General features: G+C 70.0%; 19 protein-coding genes and 2 tRNA genes. 16 read left to right on the top strand and 5 right to left on the bottom strand.

Going from position 1 to position 22161, the window contains the following annotated elements; genetic code table 11:
* The first annotated feature begins 15 nt into the window (after nucleotides 1–15).
* From gyrB to JK364_RS41395, 6 genes are all read left to right on the top strand, one after another.
* A complete protein-coding gene (gene gyrB, locus JK364_RS41370; protein ID WP_201856581.1) occupies nucleotides 16–2046 on the top strand; it encodes a DNA topoisomerase (ATP-hydrolyzing) subunit B in 2031 nt (676 codons plus the stop codon).
* A 42-nt stretch (nucleotides 2047–2088) separates the two neighbouring features.
* Nucleotides 2089–4713, top strand: a complete 2625-nt coding sequence (gene gyrA, locus JK364_RS41375; RefSeq protein ID WP_201856582.1) for a DNA gyrase subunit A — start codon at nucleotides 2089–2091, stop codon at nucleotides 4711–4713.
* Between the two features lie 3 nt (nucleotides 4714–4716).
* A complete protein-coding gene (locus tag JK364_RS41380) occupies nucleotides 4717–5511 on the top strand; it encodes a DUF3566 domain-containing protein (RefSeq protein WP_201856583.1) in 795 nt (264 codons plus the stop codon).
* Between the two features lie 62 nt (nucleotides 5512–5573).
* A tRNA-Ile gene (locus JK364_RS41385) sits at nucleotides 5574–5647 on the top strand.
* Nucleotides 5648–5838: 191 nt separating this feature from the next.
* Complete coding sequence (locus JK364_RS55965; RefSeq protein WP_003958712.1) at nucleotides 5839–5973, top strand: DLW-39 family protein; 135 nt, start codon at nucleotides 5839–5841, stop codon at nucleotides 5971–5973.
* 305 nt (nucleotides 5974–6278) lie between these two features.
* A complete protein-coding gene (locus tag JK364_RS41395; protein ID WP_201856584.1) occupies nucleotides 6279–7634 on the top strand; it encodes a hypothetical protein in 1356 nt (451 codons plus the stop codon).
* A 163-nt stretch (nucleotides 7635–7797) separates the two neighbouring features.
* Here JK364_RS41395 and JK364_RS41400 read toward each other — a convergent pair whose 3' ends face one another.
* Nucleotides 7798–9525: a serine/threonine protein kinase gene (locus tag JK364_RS41400; RefSeq protein WP_201856585.1), complete on the bottom strand. Its 1728-nt coding sequence runs from the start codon at nucleotides 9523–9525 to the stop codon at nucleotides 7798–7800.
* A gap of 45 nt (nucleotides 9526–9570) precedes the next feature.
* The gene (locus tag JK364_RS41405) at nucleotides 9571–10116 is read right to left on the bottom strand and encodes a helix-turn-helix domain-containing protein (protein ID WP_037954566.1); all 546 of its coding nucleotides are present in this window, start codon (nucleotides 10114–10116) and stop codon (nucleotides 9571–9573) included.
* A gap of 118 nt (nucleotides 10117–10234) precedes the next feature.
* Between JK364_RS41405 and JK364_RS41410 the strand changes: the two genes are divergently transcribed.
* Nucleotides 10235–10307 (top strand) — tRNA-Ala (locus JK364_RS41410).
* A 187-nt stretch (nucleotides 10308–10494) separates the two neighbouring features.
* Nucleotides 10495–11646: a response regulator gene (locus tag JK364_RS41415; RefSeq protein ID WP_201856586.1), complete on the top strand. Its 1152-nt coding sequence runs from the start codon at nucleotides 10495–10497 to the stop codon at nucleotides 11644–11646.
* Between the two features lie 133 nt (nucleotides 11647–11779).
* On the opposite strand, the gene JK364_RS41420 is transcribed toward JK364_RS41415, so the two are convergent.
* Nucleotides 11780–12502, bottom strand: coding sequence for a DUF5324 family protein (locus JK364_RS41420; protein WP_201856587.1), 723 nt, complete (start codon nucleotides 12500–12502; stop codon nucleotides 11780–11782).
* A 296-nt stretch (nucleotides 12503–12798) separates the two neighbouring features.
* On the opposite strand from JK364_RS41420, the gene JK364_RS41425 reads away from it, so the two are divergent.
* Together JK364_RS41425 and JK364_RS41430 are read left to right on the top strand one after the other, a co-directional pair.
* Nucleotides 12799–13332 (top strand): peptidylprolyl isomerase, encoded by a 534-nt coding sequence (locus tag JK364_RS41425; RefSeq protein ID WP_044581678.1) that lies wholly within the window; start codon nucleotides 12799–12801, stop codon nucleotides 13330–13332.
* A gap of 110 nt (nucleotides 13333–13442) precedes the next feature.
* Nucleotides 13443–14327: a rhomboid family intramembrane serine protease gene (locus JK364_RS41430; protein WP_201856588.1), complete on the top strand. Its 885-nt coding sequence runs from the start codon at nucleotides 13443–13445 to the stop codon at nucleotides 14325–14327.
* A gap of 344 nt (nucleotides 14328–14671) precedes the next feature.
* On the opposite strand, the gene crgA is transcribed toward JK364_RS41430, so the two are convergent.
* A complete protein-coding gene (crgA, locus tag JK364_RS41435) occupies nucleotides 14672–14929 on the bottom strand; it encodes a cell division protein CrgA (protein ID WP_201856589.1) in 258 nt (85 codons plus the stop codon).
* Nucleotides 14930–15074: 145 nt separating this feature from the next.
* Here crgA and JK364_RS41440 point away from each other — a divergent pair, with 145 nt between their 5' ends.
* The 6 genes from JK364_RS41440 to JK364_RS41465 all read left to right on the top strand — a co-directional run bounded on the left by JK364_RS41440 (nucleotide 15075) and on the right by JK364_RS41465 (nucleotide 19897).
* Nucleotides 15075–15845 carry a DUF881 domain-containing protein gene (locus JK364_RS41440; protein WP_201856590.1) on the top strand — a complete coding sequence of 257 codons (771 nt, stop codon included), beginning with the start codon at nucleotides 15075–15077 and terminating at the stop codon, nucleotides 15843–15845.
* A 53-nt stretch (nucleotides 15846–15898) separates the two neighbouring features.
* Complete coding sequence (locus tag JK364_RS41445) at nucleotides 15899–16576, top strand: class E sortase (protein WP_201856591.1); 678 nt, start codon at nucleotides 15899–15901, stop codon at nucleotides 16574–16576.
* Nucleotides 16577–16660: 84 nt separating this feature from the next.
* Nucleotides 16661–16837: a hypothetical protein gene (locus tag JK364_RS41450; RefSeq protein WP_020869946.1), complete on the top strand. Its 177-nt coding sequence runs from the start codon at nucleotides 16661–16663 to the stop codon at nucleotides 16835–16837.
* Nucleotides 16834–17484, top strand: coding sequence for an aminodeoxychorismate/anthranilate synthase component II (locus JK364_RS41455; protein WP_201856592.1), 651 nt, complete (start codon nucleotides 16834–16836; stop codon nucleotides 17482–17484). The genes JK364_RS41450 and JK364_RS41455 overlap by 4 nt, the downstream gene beginning before the upstream one ends.
* Entirely contained in the window at nucleotides 17481–19115 is a 1635-nt protein-coding gene (locus tag JK364_RS41460) for a class E sortase (RefSeq protein ID WP_201856593.1), read from the top strand. The genes JK364_RS41455 and JK364_RS41460 overlap by 4 nt, the downstream gene beginning before the upstream one ends.
* A 41-nt stretch (nucleotides 19116–19156) precedes the next feature.
* Nucleotides 19157–19897, top strand: a complete 741-nt coding sequence (locus JK364_RS41465; RefSeq protein WP_307841537.1) for a class E sortase — start codon at nucleotides 19157–19159, stop codon at nucleotides 19895–19897.
* Nucleotides 19898–19989: 92 nt separating this feature from the next.
* Here the strand turns inward: JK364_RS41465 and pknB are convergent, their stop codons facing one another.
* A complete protein-coding gene (gene pknB, locus JK364_RS41470; protein ID WP_201856595.1) occupies nucleotides 19990–22011 on the bottom strand; it encodes a Stk1 family PASTA domain-containing Ser/Thr kinase in 2022 nt (673 codons plus the stop codon).
* Nucleotides 22012–22161: the final 150 nt, after the last annotated feature.

Here is a 22161-nt window from a genome sequence, read left to right on the forward strand (position 1 = left end):
GCCCGGAGACGGCTTGTGCTGTGCCAGAAAGGGCGCTTCGTGGCCGATTCCGGCAACCCCATCGAAAACATCCCGTCCACGCCCGACGGCGAGGCCATGGCTCCGCCGTCGTACGACGCCAGTGCGATCACCGTTCTGGAGGGGCTGGAGGCGGTCCGCAAGCGACCCGGTATGTACATCGGTTCCACCGGTGAGCGCGGTCTGCACCACCTCGTCCAGGAGGTCGTCGACAACTCCGTCGACGAGGCCATGGCCGGTCATGCGGACAGCATCGAGGTCACGATCCTCGCCGACGGCGGCGTCCGCGTCGTGGACAACGGCCGCGGGATCCCGGTGGGCATCGTCCCGTCGGAGGGGAAGCCGGCCGTGGAGGTCGTGCTGACCGTGCTGCACGCGGGCGGCAAGTTCGGCGGCGGCGGCTACGCCGTCTCCGGCGGTCTGCACGGCGTCGGCGTCTCCGTCGTCAACGCCCTGTCGTCGAAGGTGTCGGTCGAGGTCAAGACGGACGGTTACCGCTGGACCCAGGACTACAAGACGGGAGCGCCGACCGCGCCCCTGGCCCGGAACGAGGCCACGGAGGAGACCGGCACCACGGTCACCTTCTGGGCGGACCCGGACGTCTTCGAGACCACCGAGTACTCCTTCGAGACGCTGGCCCGGCGCTTCCAGGAGATGGCGTTCCTCAACAAGGGCCTGTCGATCTCGCTCAAGGACGAGCGCGAGGCCCATGTGGACGAGGAGGGCAAGCCGCTCTCCGTGAAGTACCACTACGAGGGCGGCATCGTCGACTTCGTCACTTACCTCAACTCCCGCAAGGGCGAGCTGGTCCACCCCACGGTGATCGGCTTCGAGGCCGAGGACAAGGAGCGGATGCTCTCCCTCGAGATCGCGATGCAGTGGAACGCCCAGTACACCGAGGGTGTCTACAGCTTCGCGAACACCATCCACACCCATGAGGGCGGCACCCACGAGGAGGGCTTCCGCGCCGCGCTGACGTACCTGATCAACAAGTACGCGCGCGACAAGAAGCTGCTCCGGGAGCGCGACGACAACCTCACCGGTGAGGACATCCGTGAGGGTCTTACCGCGATCATCTCGGTCAAGCTGGGCGAGCCCCAGTTCGAGGGCCAGACCAAGACCAAGCTGGGCAACACGGAGGCCAAGACCTTCGTCCAGAAGATCGTCAACGAGCATCTCGCCGACTGGCTGGACCGCAACCCCAACGAGGCGGCGGACATCGTCCGCAAGGGCATCCAGGCGGCCACGGCCCGTGTCGCGGCCCGTAAGGCGCGCGATCTGACCCGTCGCAAGGGGCTGCTGGAGACCGCGTCGCTGCCGGGCAAGCTGAGCGACTGCCAGTCCAACGACCCGGCGAAGTGCGAGATCTTCATCGTCGAGGGTGACTCCGCCGGCGGCTCGGCCAAGTCCGGCCGTAACCCGCAGTATCAGGCGATCCTCCCGATCCGAGGCAAGATCCTCAACGTCGAGAAGGCCCGGGTCGACAAGATCCTGCAGAACAACGAGGTGCAGGCGCTGATCTCCGCCTTCGGCACCGGGGTGCACGAGGACTTCGACATCGCCAAGCTCCGCTATCACAAGATCATTCTGATGGCGGACGCCGATGTCGACGGCCAGCACATCAACACCCTGCTGCTGACCTTCCTCTTCCGTTTCATGCGCCCGCTGGTCGAGGCGGGGCATGTCTTCCTGTCCCGTCCGCCCCTCTACAAGATCAAGTGGGGCCGGGACGAGGTCGAGTACGCGTACTCGGACCGGGAGCGGGACGCGCTGATCCAGGCCGGCCGGGAGCAGGGCAAGCGCATCAGGGACGACTCGGTCCAGCGCTTCAAGGGTCTGGGCGAGATGAACGCCGAAGAGCTGCGGGTGACCACGATGGACCAGGACCACCGCGTCCTGGGCCAGGTCACGCTGGACGACGCGGCCCAGGCCGACGACCTGTTCTCGGTCCTCATGGGTGAGGACGTCGAGGCACGGCGCTCGTTCATCCAGCGCAACGCCAAGGATGTCCGCTTCCTCGACATCTGAGTCGGCCCCCAGCCGCAGACGACAGAAGGACTTTGACCAGCAATGGCCGACGAGAACACCCCGAACACGCCCGACGACCTGAACCCCGACGAGCTCGCCGACGGCGCCGCCCTCCGCGTCGAGCCGGTCGGCCTCGAGACGGAGATGCAGCGCTCGTACCTCGATTACGCGATGAGCGTGATCGTCAGCCGTGCGCTGCCCGACGTCCGGGACGGCCTCAAGCCGGTGCACCGCCGGGTGCTGTACGCGATGTACGACGGCGGGTACCGCCCCGAGAAGGGCTTCTACAAGTGCGCCCGTGTCGTCGGTGACGTCATGGGCACCTACCACCCGCACGGCGACTCGTCGATCTACGACGCGCTGGTGCGGCTGGCCCAGTCGTGGTCCATGCGGATGCCGCTGGTCGACTCCAACGGCAACTTCGGCTCCCCGGGCAACGACCCCGCGGCGGCCATGCGGTACACCGAGTGCAAGATGGCGCCGCTGTCGATGGAGATGCTCCGGGACATCGACGAGGAGACCGTCGACTTCCAGGACAACTACGACGGCCGTAACCAGGAGCCGACGGTCCTGCCGGCCCGCTTCCCCAACCTGCTGATCAATGGCTCGGCGGGGATCGCGGTCGGCATGGCCACCAACATCCCGCCGCACAATCTGCGCGAGGTGGCCGAGGGCGCCCAGTGGGCCCTGGCCAACCCCGAGGCCACGCAGGAGGAGCTGCTCGACGCCCTGGTCGACCGGATCAAGGGCCCGGACTTCCCGACCGGAGCGCTGGTCGTCGGCCGTAAGGGCATCGAGGAGGCGTACCGCACCGGGCGCGGCTCGATCACCATGCGCGCGGTGGTGGAGGTCGAGGAGATCCAGGGCCGGCAGTGCCTGGTGGTCACCGAGCTGCCGTACCAGGTGAACCCGGACAACCTCGCGCAGAAGATCGCCGACCTGGTGAAGGACGGCAGGATCGGCGGCATCGCCGACGTCCGCGACGAGACCTCCTCGCGCACCGGCCAGCGCCTGGTCATCGTGCTCAAGCGGGACGCGGTCGCCAAGGTCGTCCTCAACAACCTCTACAAGCACACCGATCTGCAGACCAACTTCGGCGCCAACATGCTGGCGCTGGTCGACGGTGTGCCGCGCACCCTCTCGCTGGACGCGTTCATCCGCAACTGGGTCACCCACCAGGTCGAGGTCATCGTCCGCCGGACCCGCTTCCGGCTGCGCAAGGCCGAGGAGCGGGCGCACATCCTGCGCGGTCTGCTCAAGGCCCTGGACGCGATCGACGAGGTCATCGCGCTGATCCGGCGCAGCGACACGGTCGACACCGCGCGCGGTGGCCTGATGGGGCTGCTGGAGATCGATGAGATCCAGGCCAACGCGATCCTGGAGATGCAGCTGCGGCGGCTGGCCGCCCTGGAGCGCCAGAAGATCGTCCAGGAGCACGACGAGCTTCAGGCGAAGATCAACGAGTACAACGCGATCCTCGCCTCGCCGGAGCGGCAGCGGCAGATCATCAGCGAGGAGCTGACCGCGATCGTCGAGAAGTACGGCGACGACCGGCGCTCCAAGCTGGTCCCCTTCGACGGCGACATGTCCATCGAGGACCTGATCGCCGAGGAGGACATCGTCGTCACGATCACGCGCGGCGGCTATGTGAAGCGCACCAAGACCGAGGACTACCGCTCGCAGAAGCGCGGCGGCAAGGGCGTGCGCGGGACGAAGCTGAAGCAGGACGACATCGTCTCCCACTTCTTCGTCTCGACCACCCACCACTGGCTGCTGTTCTTCACCAACAAGGGCCGCGTCTACCGGGCGAAGGCGTACGAGCTTCCGGACGCGGGCCGGGAGGCGCGCGGTCAGCATGTCGCGAATCTGCTGGCCTTCCAGCCGGATGAGAAGATCGCGCGGATCCTGGCGATCCGGGACTACGAGGCGGTGCCGTATCTGGTGCTGGCCACCAAGTCCGGCCTGGTGAAGAAGACCCCGCTGAAGGACTACGACTCGCCCCGCTCGGGCGGTGTGATCGCGATCAACCTCCGGGAGATGGACGACGGCCGCGAGGACGAGCTGATCGGCGCCGAGCTGGTCTCCTCCGCGGACGATCTGCTGCTGATCAGCAAGAAGGCCCAGTCGATCCGGTTCACGGCGACCGATGACTCGCTGCGGCCGATGGGGCGCGCGACCTCCGGTGTGAAGGGCATGAGCTTCCGCGAGGGTGACGAACTCCTCTCGATGAATGTCGTCCGGCCCGGTACGTTCGTGTTCACCGCCACCGACGGCGGGTACGCGAAGCGGACCAATGTCGATGAGTACCGCGTCCAGGGGCGCAGCGGTCTCGGCATCAAGGCGGCGAAGATCGTCGAGGACCGTGGTTCCCTGGTCGGGGCGCTGGTGGTCGAGGAGACCGATGAGATCCTCGCCATCACGCTCAGCGGTGGCGTGATCCGGACCCGGGTCAATGAGGTCAGGGAGACGGGCCGTGACACCATGGGCGTCCAACTGATCAACCTGGGCAAGCGCGATGCCGTCGTCGGCATCGCCCGGAACGCCGAGGCCGGTCGTGAGGCTGAAGAGGTCGAGGAAGAAATCGCGACCGGGAACGCGCCAGCCGAGGAGGCCGAGTCCGAGGCGGCCGAGGGCACAGCGCCCCCGGCCGACGAGACCGAGGAGTAAGTCGTGAGTGGAGCCACGGGTGCCGCGGGCGGCGGTGCGGACGCCGGAGGGCGTCCGGGATCAGGAGCCCCGACGGGCGGTCATACCGCTGGGGACGGCGCCCGTGGCCCGGCCGGGGACTCCGCCGCGGCGGTGACCGAGACCCGGAAGCTGCGGCCGCAGCGCGATCCGCACCCCAAGCCCCAGTACTCCAGCCCGCTCCCCAATGAGCGACCCGCTCCCGCCCAGCCCGCGCAGCCGTACCACCCGCCGCAGGCGTACGCCCCGCCGCCCGGCGGCGGGGCCGGACTGGGCGGCTCGGTGCCCGGGCAGGCGGCCCAGGCGGCTCACACGGGCCAGACGGCTCAGACGGGCCAGACGGGGCACCAGCAGGCCGCCACGGCCGTCCGCCGCCCCCGTACGTCCGCGGGGGCCCGTCCGGCGCCGCGCACCCGTAAGGCGCGGCTGCGGGTCGCCAGGGTCGATCCGTGGTCGGTCATGAAGGTCAGCTTCCTGCTGGCGATCGCGCTGGGGATCTGCACCGTGATCGCGGTGGCGGTGCTGTGGATGGTCATGGACGCCATGGGCGTCTTCAACGCGGTGGGCGGCACCATCAGCGACGCCACGGAGTCGCAGAAGGGCAGCGGGTTCGACCTGGAGTCCTTCCTGTCGCTTCCGCGTGTCCTGGGGTTCACCGGGATCATCGCCGTGATCAATGTGGTGCTGGCGACCGCGCTGGCCACACTCGGGGCCTTCATCTACAACCTGTCGGCGGGCTTCGTGGGCGGCGTCGAGCTGACCCTGGCCGAGGACGAGTAGCGGGCCGCCCGTTACCGATTTTGGGACAGGGCAGGTGGTGCGCTAATCTTTCGGTGCAGCGCGGGGCTATAGCTCAGACGGTTAGAGCGCTTCCCTGATAAGGAAGAGGCCACAGGTTCAAGTCCTGTTAGCCCCACCGTAGCGATCAGCCTGGATGGAGATTTTCTTCGTCCAGGCTGATGTCGTATGGGGGCAGGGAGTTGATCCTCGCTTCCTTCCCGGTTTCTCATCGGCCAATGCCGGTCATAGGTCACCGATCGGTATCGGTCGGTGTGTATCATCGGGCGCCAGAGGTCCCCTACGTCAAGAAAGAGACGAGGTAGCGCAGTGAAGAAGCTGCTCCTGGTCGCACTGGCCGCCATCGGCGGGCTCCTCGTGTACCGCCAGATCCAGGCGGATCGCGCCGAGCAGGATCTGTGGACGGAGGCGACCGACTCCGTGCCCGCAGGTTCGGGTGTGTGAGCTCCTAGCTCCTAAGACAGTCCCGGTACGGGGCCCTGACCGCTGGAGCGGTCGGGGCCCCGTCGGCTTTACTGGCGCCGTGGCGGGGAAGCGGCGGGGGCGTCGGGGATGGGACGGCGAGGGCGGGGAGGATGGGACGGCGGGGGTGTCGGGGGGATGGGATGACGGGGGCCTTCGTGTTTCACTCTCGCAAACGAATAGCTTGCACAGGCAAAGTTGAGCGCGCCGGCCGGGCCGGGTTGAACGAGCCGACCAGGCCGGGGTTGAGCGGGCCGACCGGCCGGTACGACGAGGAGTGACGCGCGATGAAGGACCGCCGCAAGGTCAGGGCCGGTCTCACCATGGCGGCGGCGCTGTGCGCGGTGGCCGCGGCACCGGGGACAGCCCTCGCCGACAGCGCCACCGGGGCCCGGGCCTACGAGACCCGCGGCACCCGGATATCCGGCTCCGACGGTGACGCGGGCGCCCCTTCCCTGGCGGCCGGCCGCGCCTATGTCGACAGCGTCGGGCCGGGCGAGAAGCGGTACTACGGCGTGAGGCTCGACACGAAGTCAGCCGCCTATGTCTCGGCGGTCGCGGCACCCCGGCCGGGCGCGGAGGTGACCTCGTACCGCGATGGCGTGAAGGTGACCCTGGAGAGCCCCGACGGGGGCGTCTGCGGCACCGCCTCCCCGAAGATCGAGACGAGCGGCGTGGCCTATCCCCTGGCCGACTACGCCTCCCGCCAGATCGACTCCGGCCCGGCCTCCTGCCACCAGGCGGGGCGCTATGTGGTGACCGTGGAGCGCCAGGACGGGTCACCGGACCCGGAGCGCTGGCCCGTGGAGCTCCGGCTGATGGTGGAGCCACCGGTGAAGGGCGGGGCCACGGGGGCGGCCCCGGAGGGAAGTTCGAGCTCGCCGTCGCCCGAGGCGCCGGACGGCACCCCGTTGCCGAGGCGCGGCGGGCGCGGCTTCACCGACGCGCCGACCCTGGGGACCGGGGTGTGGCGGGACGAGATCACGCCGGGGGAGACGCACTTCTACCGGGTGCCCGTGGACTGGGGGCAGCGCCTCTCCGCCGTCGCCGAACTGTCCGCCGACGGCAAGGACCAGAGCACCCGTCTGCTCGACCGCGCCCTGGCGCTGCACGCCTACAACCCGGCGCGCGGACTCGCGAAGCGCGGCACCCCCGCCGCGCAGGACGGCGAGCCGCCCCGCACCCAGGTGGCCACCGCGCCGGTGGCCTACGGAAACCGGTATGCGAACACCGGCTCCACGGTCCGCGCGATGAGCTTCAGCGGTGGGTACTTCCTGGCGGTCACCCTCAACCCGCCACAGGTGGCACCGCATCTGAACAGCTCGGTGCCGGTCGTGCTGCGGGTACGGGTCGCGGGCGACGCGCGCGGCGGGCCCGCCTACGACAAGGATCCGGTCAAGGCGGGGTTCGGGCTCACGGCGGCCGACCGGCGGGCGGCCAAGCGCCATCCGCTCGCGGCGGACGGCGACCGGATGGGGAGTTCCGGCTCCGGCGCCGCCGACTCGAAGGACGCGCTACGGGTGGTGGGGTACGCGGGGATCGGCACCGGGACGGCGCTGGTGCTCGGGCTCGGGGCGTGGACGCTCACCGCCCGGCGGCGGGCCTCGGCGCAGCAGCGGTACGGGCCGCCGCCTGCTTGGTAGTTGGGGCCTGTGGCTTGCTTGGGGGTGGGCCCCGGGGCCTGCTTGGGGGTGGGCCCCGGGGCCTGCTTGGCAGTTGGGGTCTGGTGCCTGCTTGCGGGCAGGTCTGAGGCCTGCTTGCGGGCGGACCCCGGGGCCTGCTTCGTGGTTGCGGCCCGGGGTGGGGTCAGCCCGCTGCCACCAGGGCCCATGCGCCGATGGCGAAGCACAGCGCCGCCATGATCAGGATCGAGAGCGTCGCTTTCCGGGACGGTCCGGGGCGCCGCCGCGTCGGGGAGGGAACCCGCGGCCGCTCCGCGGTGTATGGACGAGTAGAAGGAAAGTCACGCGGGGGCGGCGTCGGTGTCGGGGTCGGAGTCGGCGTGGGTGTCGGCGTGGGTGTCGGCGTTGGCGTCGGTGTCGGTGTGTGAGCCGCGTTCGGAGCGGGAGCGGGGGTGGGCGTATGCGGGTGCGGGTGCTGCACCGGCTGTACGGGGTGTGGAGGCTGCTGTTGTGCGTGGTGCGGGTGGTGCACGGGCGGCTGTGGGGCCGGTGGGATCGGGGCTGCCGTGGAAGGGGTCGGCGGGGTCAGGGGGTGGGGTATCGACGGCTGCTGGACCGGCGGGGGCGGAGTCGCGGGCTGGGCGGTCGGCGGCGGGGGCGTCGGCGTCGGTGGGCCCGCGGGCCGCGGCGGTGGGGTCTGGTGCGGTGGGGTCCGGTTCAGGGGCGTCTGGGCGTGCGGGGGTCCGGGGTGCCGGACTTCGGCGGGCGGGGCGCCGGAGGACGGAGTCCCTGGAGACCCGGGAGTCTCGGTGTGCGGGGCGCGCGGCTGATCGTTGCGGGGGAGCGGCGGCGGGAGGGTGAAGCTGCCGGTGTCGGACATGGACGGCCGCGGGGCGGATGGCTGCTGGGGAGCGGCCGTGTCGGGGCCGGGGGCTGCCTCGTCGGCGGGGTCCGAGCCGGCGGCGGACCGGGGTCGGGACGGCGCCGCGCCATTGCCCTGGGGCGGGTCGGCCTTCGCGTGGCGGCGGCGCGGCCGGGTGGGGCCCTCGGGGCCGAATCCGCTGGGCAGCGGCCCGAGTTGGTCGAAGACCTCGATGGCATCGTCGTCCAGGTCGGCCTCGGGCAGCAGGTCGACCGCGGTCGCCAGCGCCTTCCGCGCGCCCGTGGCGGTGCGGAAGCGGTTCTCGGGGTCCGGCTGCAGCAGCCCGGCGATCACCTGCCACAGCGGTTCGGGCACCCCGGTGGGCGCGTTCGGCACCCCCTGCTCGAAGAGCTTGACGAGCGCCTCCCCGTCCGGCCTGTGCCCGGTGATCAGATAGAGCGCCACCAGCCCGACGGCGAAGAGGTCCGCCGGGAAGTCGGGGTCGTCGCCCATCATCTGCTCGGGCGCGAAGTAGCCGGGCGTGCCCATCACGTAGTTGGCCTCGGTGAGGCGCGGCTCGCCCTTGGTCAGCGCGATGCCGAAGTCGGACAGCCGGACGTGCGGCCGCCCGGTCCCGGTGGATTCCAGCAGGATGTTCGCGGGTTTGATGTCCCGGTGCACCACGCCCTCGGCGTGCACGGCGGCCAGTCCGGAGAGCAACTGGTCGATCAGGGTGCACACATAGCGGGGCGGCAGCGGGCCGTAGTCCCCGATCAGATGGGCGAACGAGCCGCCGCCCACCAGGTCCATGGTGAACAGCACCTTGTCGTCGTCGGCCGCCCAGCTGGCCGGTGCCAGCACATGGGGGTGATCGATCCGCAGGGCCTGTTCCCGGACGAAGCGCAGCAGCGTATGAGCGTCACGTTGCTGGAGCACCTTCGCTGCCACGTACCGTCGGCGGCGGTGGTCCCAGACGCGCCATACCGCGCCCACGCCCCCACGCCCGATCGGGTCCACCAGCTCGTACCGGCCCGCGAAGATCTCACCCATCGCGCCGTGCCCGCCCCGTCATCGACTCGTCAGCAGTTCAGCCCGTCAGCTCTGGTGCGCCTCGTAATGGGCGACCGCCTCGGCGGTCCGCCCGGCGCCATACACACGGAGAAACTCTGCCAGCTCGGGGTGGGTGGGGGCGAGGGAGTCGGCGGCATCGATGATGTCCCCCGCGGCCGCCACGGACCGCAGCAGCGACTGGATCTCGCGCACCACTCGCCGTACGGTCGGGGCGCCCGTGCTCGCCGTGGTCTGGGTGGAGTTGAGGACCGAGCCGCCCGCGGACTTCTTGATCTCCTCCATGCGCTCCGCGGCCTCGGCGGCGCTGACCCTGCCGTCCGCCGCCTGACTGGACAGCTCCTGCAGCGCCTGCACTCGCTGGACCACGGCGGGGTTGCCGATTTTGGCGCGCTGGCCGCTCATGAGCTGCGAGAGCATGGGCGCGGACAGACCGAGGACGGCGGCGAGACGGGCTTGGTTCAGACCGAGATCGTCGATGAGACGGCGAAAGAGCGCCCCCAGCGGCTCCCCGTACCAGCTGCGCTGAAGCTCCCGTGCGCGCGCGGTGGCATCCTGCTGTGTTGCGTCCATCTCGCTCTCCCCTTCGCTTCGCTGCCGCGAATCTTGCGTGGCATCCTACGGAGAGCGCTACGCGCGAGCGATACCCGGTCGGGAATGCTGGTCGGTAGCAGGTATCCTGATCGGCGAAGGGGCCTTAGCTCAGTTGGTAGAGCGCCGTCTTTGCATGGCGGATGTCAGGAGTTCGACTCTCCTAGGCTCCACCTCCATCACCAGCCAGGACGCCGGACAGGTGTCCTGGCTGATGCGTTTTCGCCCCTGATATCGGTGTTGCCACTCTTGTCATTGCCCGGCGCAACACCCGCGGGATGCTCCAGGGTGTTTTCCACAACTCGGGCAGATCGCCCGGGAGTCGTCTGATCGGCGCGGTGCGCCGTACAGGGGGACACGATGAGTGTGCTGCATCCGCTGGGCGAGAACCTGCCCGAGGAGTGCCGGGCGTTCGCTGTGGAGCTGAGGAAGCTGTTCCTGGGGCTGGGGGTCTCGCTGCGCAGATACGCGGTGCGGCGGCACCGGGATCCGAGCACCATCTCGCGGTTCCTGAACGGCACCCGCATCCCGCCGTGGGAGTTCGTCTTCGATCTGTTCACCGATCTCGCCGAGCGGCGGGGTGTCGCCCCCACCCCGGCCGCCATCGAGCTGGTGCGGGAGCTGCACCGGGCCGCGGTCCGCACCAGCCGCTCCCCCGGGCATGCCATGGAGATCCTGCAGATCCAGCTGGCCGACGCCGACCGGGACGCGCGGGTCTCCATGGCGCACCAGGATGTGCTGGGCGGGGCGCTGCTGGACCTCAAGCACCGCATCGCCGATCTCGAGGTGCGGCTGAACCAGGCCGAGGCGGCATGGGCGACGGAGCGCGCCCGCGCGGACGCGCTGGAGCGGGACATCCCGGACCGGACGGAGCTGATCAAGGAGCGGGATCTGCTCCAGCAGGAGGTGCGGCGGCTCACCGAGGAGCTGGACGAGGTGCGGCTGCGGGGGCGGCTGGCGGAGGAGCGCTGTCTGGTCCTGGAGCGGCAGCTGGCCATGGTGGAGTCCCAGCGCCCGGCCGCGGTGCCACAGCAGGAGGAGGAGCCCATGGGACGGGAAGGGCCCGCGGCGCCTCAGCGGGCCATGGGGCCGCGGCCGAAGATCCTCGTGGTGGACGACCAGCAGAACAATCTGCTGGCCATGGAGGCCGTGCTGGCCACGCTCGACCAGGAGCTGGTGACCGCGACCTCCGGGCAGGAGGCTCTCAAGGCGCTGCTCGACCATGACGACTTCGCGGTGATCCTGCTGGATGTGCAGATGCCCGAGATGGACGGCTATGAGACGGCGGCCCATATCAAGCGGCGCTCCCGCAACCGCGACATCCCGATCATCTTCCTCACCGCGATGGGCTCCGATCCCGAGCACTCCTCGCGGGGCTATGCGGCCGGTGCCGTGGACTACATGGCCAAGCCGTTCGACCCCTGGGCGCTGCGGGCCAAGGTCTCGGTCTTCACCGAGATCTTTCTGGAGCGGCGGCAGCGCCGGTCCCAGGGGGAGGACCCGGCGGACTGAGCCGGAGCCGGAGAGGAGGAGCCGGAGAACCGGAGCCGGAAAACCGCAGCCGGAGAAGAGGACGAGGGGCGGGAGATCAGCTGATCTCCCGCCCCTCCTGGAGGGCCTGCGCCGGGCGCCGTGAGCGGCGCTGTCAGCGCTCGTCGTCCCGGCGGGCCTCGGCCTCGGCCTGCTTGGCCTGCACCTCGGGGTCGAGGGCGTTCTGGTCGCTGCCGTCCACCGCCGAGAGCCGCTCGCGGTCGCCCACCTCGGTCGCCGCCGGGGGCTCGACCAGCCAGTCGGGGTTGGCCTGCTTGTCCCACCACTTCCACACGGCGTAGACGCCCGCGCCGACCAGCCCGATGAAGGCCGCCCGCTTGGCGAAGCGGGCGGCCCGGGCCCGGCGGCGGTGCTTCCGGGCGAGCTTCTCGATCTCCGCGGCCGTCACATGGGTGCGCAGCGCCGCGATGGCCGCCGCCGTGCGGACGGTCGCCTCCTCGCGCGCCGGTCCCGCGGCGGCGCGCACCCCGGCCATCGCCTGCTCCACCCGCGGTGCGGTGTAGTCGGCGGCGTGGCGTGCCGCCTTACGGGTCCGCTTGGCGGCCCGTGTGGCGGCCTGGTCCACCTTCGGCGGCAGGGTGCCGCGGGCCTGGTCGAGCCGTGGCGCGATATGGGCGTGGTACTGAGCACCGGCCGTGCACCGGGCCTGGTGAGCCGCGGTCGAGACCTTGGGCGCCAGCCGGACGCGGGCCTCGTGCGCGTAGCGCGTCGCGGTGTCCTTGGCCGTGCCGGCATAGGGCGCCACCGCCTCCGCGGCGTGCAGGACGCTGCCCTTGGCTGTGCCGGTCGCGGCTCGCACGCTGTCAATGCGGGTCACGGGATCCTCCTCCTCGGTGGCGTGGTCAAGCTCCGGGGTTCAGAGTCGTGCGTTCTTGTTGCGCGATCTATTTGCCCAGTTTCGTGTTTCCATCCCAAGAAAGATCATGCCTGTTTGTGGAGATCATGCCCGTTCGAAGCCCGGCCGGCATGCGTGATCGGGCATCTGGGTCATAGGGAGGATTCTCGGGGAAACCACGCGGATCGGCACGCCCGGCGCCGCCTCAGCGGCTACTCGTCCACCTTGCGTCCGTGCGAGGATCAGGAGACGTAAGTGAAAACGATGGAAGGTTGATCGTGGCCGAGCAGCTATACGCCACCCTGAAGACGAACAACGGCGACATCGTGGTCCGGCTGCTGCCGAATCACGCGCCCAAGACGGTCAAGAACTTTGTCGAACTGGCCGAAGGCAGTCGCGAGTGGACCCACCCAGCCACTGGCAAGAAGGCCAAGGAGAAGCTCTACGACGGCACCGTCTTCCACCGGGTGATCAGTGGCTTCATGATCCAGGGCGGAGACCCGCTGGGCAACGGGACCGGTGGTCCCGGCTATGAGTTCGGCGACGAGTTCCACCCGGACCTGGCCTTCAACAAGCCGTACCTGCTGGCGATGGCCAACGCCGGCCCGGGCACCAACGGCTCCCAGTTCTTCATCACGGTCTCCCCGACCGCGTGGCTGACCGGTAAGCACACCATCTTCGGCGAGGTCGTCGACGAGGGCAGCAAGAAGGTCATCGACGCGATCGCGGGCACCGCGACCAACCCGCGCACCGACCGTCCGCTTCAGGACGTCGTGATCGAGTCGGTCGTCGTGGAGACGCGCGAGGGCTGAACCCGTACGGGAACTTTCATGCCCCGCTTGTCCGTGTGAACAAGTGTCCGTGTGAACAAGCGGGGCGGGGGCACGCCCGATCAGAAGTGGACAAGGGGCGAGGGGACACCATGGAGGACCAGGCGGTCTGTTGCTACCGGCACCCCCAGCGGGAGACCGGCATCAGCTGCACCCGCTGTGAGCGCCCGATCTGCCCCGAGTGCATGATCAGCGCGTCTGTGGGGTTCCAGTGCCCCGAGTGTGTGAGCGGACGGGCGTCCGTCGGGTCCGGGGCCTCGGCCGCCGGCCCCCCGCCGCGCGCCGCCCAGCCGCGCACCCTGGCCGGCGGCACGATGGCCTCGGACCCCCGGCTGATCACCAAGATCCTGGTGGCCATCAACATCGCGGTGTGGCTCGTCGCGCTGTCCGTGGGCGACCGGCTGGTGAACGATCTCGACCTGGTCGGCCGGGCCTACGACCCCGGCACGGTGCAGATCGTCGGCGTCGCCGAGGGCCAGTGGTGGCGCCTGGTGACCTCGGTCTTCCTCCACCAGCAGCTGATGCACATCGCCTTCAACATGCTCTCGCTGTGGTGGATCGGCGGTCCGCTGGAGGCCGCGCTCGGCCGGGTCCGCTTCATCGTGCTCTACATGCTGTCGGGGCTGGGCGGCAGTGCGCTGTCGTATCTCCTGGCCGCGCAGAACCAGCCGTCGCTGGGCGCCTCCGGCGCGATCTTCGGCCTGCTCGGCGCCACCGCCGTGCTGATGCGCCGGCTGAACTACGACATGCGGCCGGTCATCGCGCTGCTGGCGCTGAATCTGCTCTTCACCTTCACCTGGTCCGGCATCGCCTGGCAGGCTCATGTCGGCGGCCTGGTCGCGGGCACGGTGGTGGCGTACGGGATGGTGCACGCGCCCCGGGAGAAGCGGGCGCTGGTGCAGCGGGGGACCTGCGTCCTGGTGCTGCTCGCGATCGTCGCGATGGTGTGGATCCGGACGGTGCAGCTCACCGGCTGAGGCCACTGGCTGAGGCCACCGGCTGAGGCTCGTCTGCTGAAGCTCATCGGCTGAGCGGAGTGGCCGACCGATGAGCGGTCGGCCATAGGCCACCTGGGACGAGCCGGACCCGGTCAGTTGTCCACAGCGCGTGGCGGATCTTACGCAACCTGTGGAGAACTTGCGTACGTCCCCCGACTGACCTGCGTTTTCGCAGGAAGGCGGGGGTGTGAACGATCGAACAGACGCCCGCCACCGGTCACACCGGCGTCAACACAGCAGAGGTTATCCACAGATCTTCTGAGTTTTCCCCGGCTGTGGATAACTCTGTGGACAACTTGGGGACGGGCGTGCGGACCGCCGGGTCACTTCCACTGGGTGGAGACGACGAACCCCGCGGCGATGAAGCCGAAGCCGACCACGATGTTCCAGTTGCCCAGCGATTCGACCGGCATGTCCCCCGTGGTCACGTAGAAGGTGACGATCCACGCGAGGCCGATCAGGAACATGGCCAGCATCAGCGGTGCCACCCACCGGCGGCCGCTGTTCAGACTGATGCTGGCTGCCTGCTTCGCCGGCGGCGGCGTGAAGTCGTCCTTCTTGCGGATCCGTGACTTCGGCACGAGGAACTCTCCTGTCGATGCGCTGCGTGACCGCGCGGGGATGTGTACGGACGGCGCCGGGGCGGGACAGCGACGGGTACCACGTCCCTCCCCCACACGTCCGTTAGCGTAGTCCTTCCGCGGCGTCGTAAGGAGTAAGGGTACGTTGAGCAATTCCGCTGACTCCCCCACCCCGGCGTCCCGCCGCCCCCGGTTCCGCCCCGTACGGCTGCTGACCGGAGCGGTCTTCGCGCTGGCCGGAGTGATCTTCTGGACCAGTTTCAACACGGCCCAGGGCACCAATCTCCGCAGTGATGAATCGATGCTGCGGCTCTCCGATCTCATCCAGGAGCGCAGCCGTAAGAACGGCACCCTGGACGACAGCACCGGCAAAATACGTTCCGAGGTCGACGCCCTCGCCCGGCGGGACAACGGCAGCACCCAGGCCGAGCGCCGCAAGCTGGCCGAGCTGGAGGAGACCGCCGGCACCAAGAAGCTCACCGGCCCCGGGCTCACCGTCACCCTCACCGACGCCCCGCCGAACGCCACCCCGCAGATCCCCGGCGTCCCGGATCCCCAGCCCAACGATCTCGTCATCCACCAGCAGGATCTCCAGGCCGTGGTCAACGCGCTGTGGCAGGGCGGCGCCGAGGGGATCAAGGTCATGGACCAGCGGCTGATCTCCACCAGCGCGGTGCGCTGCGTCGGCAACACCCTGATCCTCCAGGGCCAGGTCTACTCGCCGCCCTACAAGGTCACCGCCGTGGGTGACCGGGACAAGCTGGGCGCCGCCCTCGCCGCCTCGCCCGCGATCCAGAACTACCGCAGCTATGTCGACGCGTACGGCCTCGGCTGGAAAGTCGACCAGCACGACACGGTGACTCTTCCCGGCTACTCCGGCACAGTGGATCTGCACCAGGCACAGCCCATCGGATAGCACCGGCGGACCGGCGCGCGGCACCGGGTCCGCGGGGCGGACAGTGGGGGCCGATGAGAACGCGACTGATCGTCAGGACGCTCAGTGAGATCTGCGTCACCGTCGGAGTCCTGATCATCCTTTTGGTGGTCTACGTCCTGTACTGGACCTCGGTACGGGCCGACCGCGCCATGGACGGCGAGATCGACCACCTCCAGGACCGCTGGGCCACCGGCACGGTCAGCGCCGGCGCCGAGCCCTCGTCGCGACCACGCCGCTACGAACCCGGCGCCTCCTTCTCGATCATGTACATCCCGCGCTTCGGCGCCGACTGGGCCAAGCCCGTCCTCGAGGGCACCGCCACCGACACCCTGAAGAAGGGGCTCGGCCACTACACCCGCACCGCCCGCCTCGGCGCCCTCGGCAACTTCGCCGTCGCCGGGCACCGCCGCACCTACGGCGATCCCTTCAAGGACTTCCCCGAGCTGCGCCCGGGTGACGCGGTGGTGCTGACCGACGGCACCACCTGGTTCACCTACCGCGTCGACCGGCGGCCCTACCGCACCCTGCCGACCGACACCGGGGTGATCGATCCGGTGCCGCGCGCGTCCGGCTTCCGGCGCCCCGGCCGCTATCTCACGCTGACGACCTGCGAGCCGGAGTGGGGCCACAGCCACCGGCTGATCACCTGGGCACACCTCGACGCGACCCAATCCGTTGCCCAAGGCAAGCCCAAGGCTTTGTACAGCTGACCCTCCGGCCCCACCCCTCGCCCCTTACTCTGGTGCTGCACTCCGGTGCTGCAATCGACTTCGTCATCGGTGAGTAGGGATGGCATGTACGGCTGGATCTGGCGGCATCTGCCGGGTAACGCATGGGTGCGGGCACTGATTTCGCTCGTGCTGGTGCTGGCGATCGTCTTCGTGCTCTTCCAGTACGTCTTCCCCTGGGCGGAGCCCCTGCTGCCGTTCAACGACGTGACGGTCGACCAGGGAATGGCGGGTCCGCGATGAGCGCGCGCATCCTGGTCGTGGACAACTACGACAGCTTCGTCTTCAACCTCGTCCAGTACCTCTACCAGCTCGGCGCCGAGTGCGAGGTGGTGCGGAACGACGAGGTCTCCCTGGGCCACGCCCAGGACGGCTTCGACGGAGTGCTGCTGTCCCCCGGGCCCGGCACCCCGGAGGAGGCCGGGGTCTGCGTCGACATGGTCCGGCACTGCGCGGGCACCGGCGTACCGGTGTTCGGCGTCTGCCTCGGGATGCAGTCCATGGCCGTCGCGTACGGCGGAGTCGTCGGACGGGCCCCGGAGCTGCTGCACGGCAAGACCTCGCTGGTGACCCATGAGGGAGCCGGCGTCTTCAGCGGGCTGCCCACCCCCTTCACCGCCACCCGCTACCACTCGCTGGCCGTGGAACGGGGGACCGTACCCCCCGAGCTGGAGATCACGGCCTGGACGGAGACCGGCATCGCCATGGGTCTGCGCCACCGTGAACTGCGGGTCGAGGGCGTCCAGTTCCACCCCGAGTCGGTCCTCACCGAATGGGGCCACCGGATGCTCGCCAACTGGCTGGTGGAGTGCGGGGACACGGATGCCGTGGGGCGGTCCGCGGGGCTCGCCCCGGTGGTCGGGGCGGTCGGCGGTAAGGCCGGCGAGTGACCGGACCGCGCCCCGAGCGCGAGGGCGCCGCCCAGGGCGCCCGGGAGCCCGCCCCGTACGCGCCGTACGGGTCTCATGAGCAGCCTGCCGCCCCTGGCGCGCATGGCACCCAGGGGGACCCGGACGCGTTCCCGGCGGCTGCGGAGGGCCTGCGGGACCCGCTGACCGATCCGCTGCCGGACGCCGCCCCGGCCGGGCCGACGGGGCGCGCCGTGGGCACCGCGTCGCTCTCCGTGCCGCCGCCCACCGGCCGCAGACGGCGCGCCCGCCCGGCCGCCGCGGGGTCGGAGGAGGCCGCTGAGGCGGCCGGGTCGCCCACGGGGCGACGCCGCGCTCGTACGGTTCCCTCAGGGGAGGAGGCGGCTGAGGCGGCCGGGCCGCCCACGGGGCGCAGACGCGCCCGTACGGCCCCCTCGGGGTCGGAGGAGGCGGCTGAGGCGGCCGGGCCGCCCACGGGGCGCAGACGCGCTCGTGCGGCCCCCTCGGGGCCGTCAGGGCCCGCACACGCCACCCAGACACCCACTCGCACCCCGGGACCGTCCCCTCGCTCCGCCGTACACGACGGCCAGACGTCCCCACGGCCCGCCGAGGCGTCCGCACGCGCCCCGGAGGCCGCCGAGACGGCCGTCCTGCCCCGGGTGCCGCCCCGGGGCGACGACGAGACGGTCGCCCTGCGCGCCGTGGAGACACCGCCCGCCGACCGGACCATGTTGCTGCGCAAGGTCGAGGCGGACCGGGACGGCGAGCCCGAGCCCGCGTCCGGCGGCCGGGCCGCCCGCCGTAAGGCCGCGGCCCAGGGGGCCGGGAAGCGCGCCGGAAAGCATGGCTCCCGCGCCGCCCGGCGCGACACGGCGGAAGCGGACGCCACACAGGCCGCGGAGGGCGCGGAGAGCGTCGGGGCCGCCCGGCCCCGCACCCGTATGGAGGCCAGGCGCGCGGCGCGGGCGCGCAAGGACAGCCCAGGGGTGGTGGCGAGCCGGGTGGTCGGCGAGCTGTTCATCACGCTCGGCGTGGTGATGCTGCTCTTCGTCACCTATCAGCTGTGGTGGACGAACATCCTCGCCCATCAGCAGGCCAACGGCGCCGCGAACAACCTGCAGAAGAAGTGGGACGAGAGCGGTGACGAGCGGGACCCGGGCACCTTCTCCCCCGGACAGGGGTTCGCGATCATCTACATCCCCAAGCTGGATGTGAAGGCCCCGATCGCGGAGGGCATCGACAAGCACAAGGTCCTCGACCGCGGCATGGTCGGCCACTACGGCAAGACTCCGCTGAAGACCGCCATGCCGTGGGACAAGAAGGGCAACTTCGCGCTCGCCGGGCACCGCAACACCCATGGCGAGCCGTTCCGCTACATCAACCGCCTCAAGCCCGGCGACGAGATCGTCGTCGAGACGCAGAGCCGGTACTACACCTATGCGATGAAGAGCATCCTGCCGCAGACGTCGCCGTCCAACACGGGCGTCATCAAGCCGGTGCCGCCCGGCTCCGGCTTCACCGAACCGGGGCGGTACATCACGCTGACCACCTGTACCCCCGAGTTCACCAGCACCTACCGGATGATCGTCTGGGGCAAGATGGTCGAGGAGCGGCCGCGTAGCGAGGGAAAGCCGGACGCGCTGGTCGAATGAGCGGGAACAGCCGGGAAACCAGAAAAAAGGGGTACGACGCGGTGGCACGGACCGACCACGACGAGCGGCAGGACCGGCACCCCGGCCCGCCCGCAACGCCCAGCCGCCGTCCCGGCCGTGGACGGGTAGCCGCGGCCATCGCCGTCTTCGGCGAGCTGCTGATCACCGCGGGGCTCATCCTCGCCCTGTTCGTCGTCTACTCGCTGTGGTGGACCAACGTCCTGGCCGACCGTGAGGCCAAGAAACAGGGCGACCGGGTGCGCAGGCACTGGGCGCAGCAGGGGCCGGGCAAGCTGGACACCAAGACCGGCATCGGCTTCCTGCACGTACCGTCCATGCACAACGGCGAGGTGCTGGTCAAGAAGGGCACCAGCACCGAGACCCTCAACGACGGTGTGGCCGGCTACTACACCAAGCCGGTCAAGTCCGCGATGCCGTGGGCCAAGAAGGGCAACTTCAGCCTGGCCGCGCACCGGGACGGGCACGGCGCGAAGTTCCACAACATCGACAAGGTCCACGAGGGCGACCCGGTGGTCTTCGAGACCCGCGACACCTGGTACGTCTACAAGGTCTACGCGACGCTGCCGGAGACCTCGAAGTACAACGTGGACGTGCTGGACGCGGTCCCGAAGGAGTCGGGCCGGAAGCGGCCGGGCCGCTACATCACGCTCTCGACCTGCACCCCCGTCTACACCTCCCGCCACCGCTACATCGTGTGGGGCGAGCTGGAGCGCACCGAGAAGGTCGACGCGGCCCGCACGCCCCCCGAGGAACTGCGCTAGCGCACGGCCCCTGGAAGCCCCGAGTACGGGGAAGCCCCCGGCACCCTGAGAAGGTGCCGGGGGCTTCCCCGTGTCAGGTGCCCGGAGGCCGGCTAGAAGCCGTTCTGGCCGCCGAAGATGCCTCCGCCGTTGTCACCGCCGCCGTTGCCGCCGCCGTTGCCACCCTGGCCGGCGACCGTGATGAGGTTCACGGACTGGCCCTTGGGCACCTGGGTGCCCGCGCCGGGCTGGCTGGCCACCACGGTGGCGTTGTCGTCCTGCGGACCGGCGATGTTGCCCACGTTGAGGCCCAGGTCCTGGAGCGCCTTCTTGGCGTCCTTGAGCTTCTGGCCGCCCAGGTTGGGCACCGGCACGTTCTCGTCCTGCGCGGGCTCCTTGGCGACGGTCAGCGTGACCGTCGAACCGGGCAGGACCTCCTGGCCGCCCTTGGGCGTCTGGTCGGTGACCGTGCCGGCATCGACGTCGCCGCTCTCGACCTCCTGGGTCTGGACCTTGAGGCCCTTGCCCTGGAGCGACTTCGTGGCGTCCTCGACCTTCTGCGTGGTCACGTCCGGGACGACGACCTTCTGCTGAGCCTCGGCGACGGTCAGGGTGATCGTGGCGCCCTTGGCGACCTTCTTGCCGCCCTTCGGGTCCTGGTCGATCACCTTGCCGGCGGTCTGGTCCGACTGCTCGGTCTTCTGGTCGACCTTGAAGCCCTTGGCCTCCAGCTGTTGCCTGGCCGACTCGTACTGCACGTTCAGGACGTCGGGCACCTCGACCCTGGCCGCGGGCTTGGGGCCCTTGGACATGGTCAGCTCGACCGTGCCGTACCGCTTGACCTCGTCGCCGCCCTTGGGGGTCTGCTCACAGACGGTGTTCTTGTCCGCGTTCTCGCAGAACTTGGAGCCGACGTTCTTGACCTTGAAGTCGCCGTTCTCCCCTTGGCTCTTGGCGTCCTCGATCGTCTTACCGACGAGATTGGGGACCGGGACCATTTCGTCGTTCTTACCGCCGGAGAAGAGCGACTTCCCGATGAAGATCGCACCGACCAGCACCAGTATCCCGGCGATGATCAGCAGGATCGTGGAGAGGTTGCTCTTCTTGCCGGGGCCCCCGCGCCCCCGGCCGCGATCCGGCCGCTCGTCGTAGCCGAAGCCGCCGTCGTCCTCACGCATCGGCGGGAGCATCGAGGTCTGTGCCCCGCCGCCGGAGTTCTGCGGCCGCAGCATCGCGGTGGGCTGGTCGTCGGAGCCGTAGCCGACCGCGCCCAGGGCGGCGGTGGCGGCCACCGGCTGGCCCTCCAGGGCCGCCTCGATGTCGGCGCGCATCTCGTCGGCCGACTGGTAGCGGTAGTCGGGGTCCTTGACCAGCGCCCGCAGGACGATGGCGTCCATCTCCGGGGTGATCTCGGGGTCGTACGTGCTCGGCGGCTGCGGTTCCTCCCGCACGTGCTGATAGGCGACCGCCACCGGGGAGTCGCCCACGAACGGCGGCCTTACGGTCAGCAGCTCGTAGAGCAGACAACCGGTGGAGTACAGGTCGCTGCGCGCGTCGACGGCCTCGCCCTTGGCCTGCTCGGGGGAGAGGTACTGGGCGGTGCCGATGACGGCGGCCGTCTGCGTCATGGTCATACCGGCGTCGCCCATGGCCCGGGCGATGCCGAAGTCCATCACCTTGACCTGGCCGCTCCGGGTGAGCATGACGTTGGCCGGCTTGATGTCCCGGTGGACGATGTTGTTGCGGTGCGAGTACTCGAGGGCCTGGAGGATGCCGGTGGTCATCTCCATCGAGCGCTCGGGGAGCAGCTTTCTGCCCGAGTGAAGAAGCTCACGCAGAGTGGAACCGTCGACGTACTCCATCACGATGTACGGGATCGAGACGCCGTCGACGTAGTCCTCGCCGGTGTCGTAGACCGCGACGATCGCGGGATGGTTGAGCGAGGCGGCCGACTGGGCCTCTCGGCGGAACCGGGCCTGGAAGGACGGGTCGCGGGCAAGGTCCGCCCGGAGCGTCTTCACAGCGACAGTACGGCCGAGGCGGGTGTCGTGCGCGAGGTAGACCTCCGCCATGCCACCGCGGCCGAGCACTGAGCCCAGCTCATACCGGCCGCCGAGGCGACGCGGCTCTTCCATAGCTACTCCAGCCCTCTTCCGTGGTTCCCGGCCGCACCTGTGGGCCGGCGAAGTGCTGCTCGCGCATACCGTACCCGGCACGTCTTACGGGACCCGGCCTCAGTGGCTATCTGATACCGGACCGGTACGGCGACGTGCGGGATTGGGATC

Source organism: Streptomyces endocoffeicus, from assembly GCF_016741935.1.
Classification (GTDB): domain Bacteria; phylum Actinomycetota; class Actinomycetes; order Streptomycetales; family Streptomycetaceae; genus Streptomyces; species Streptomyces endocoffeicus.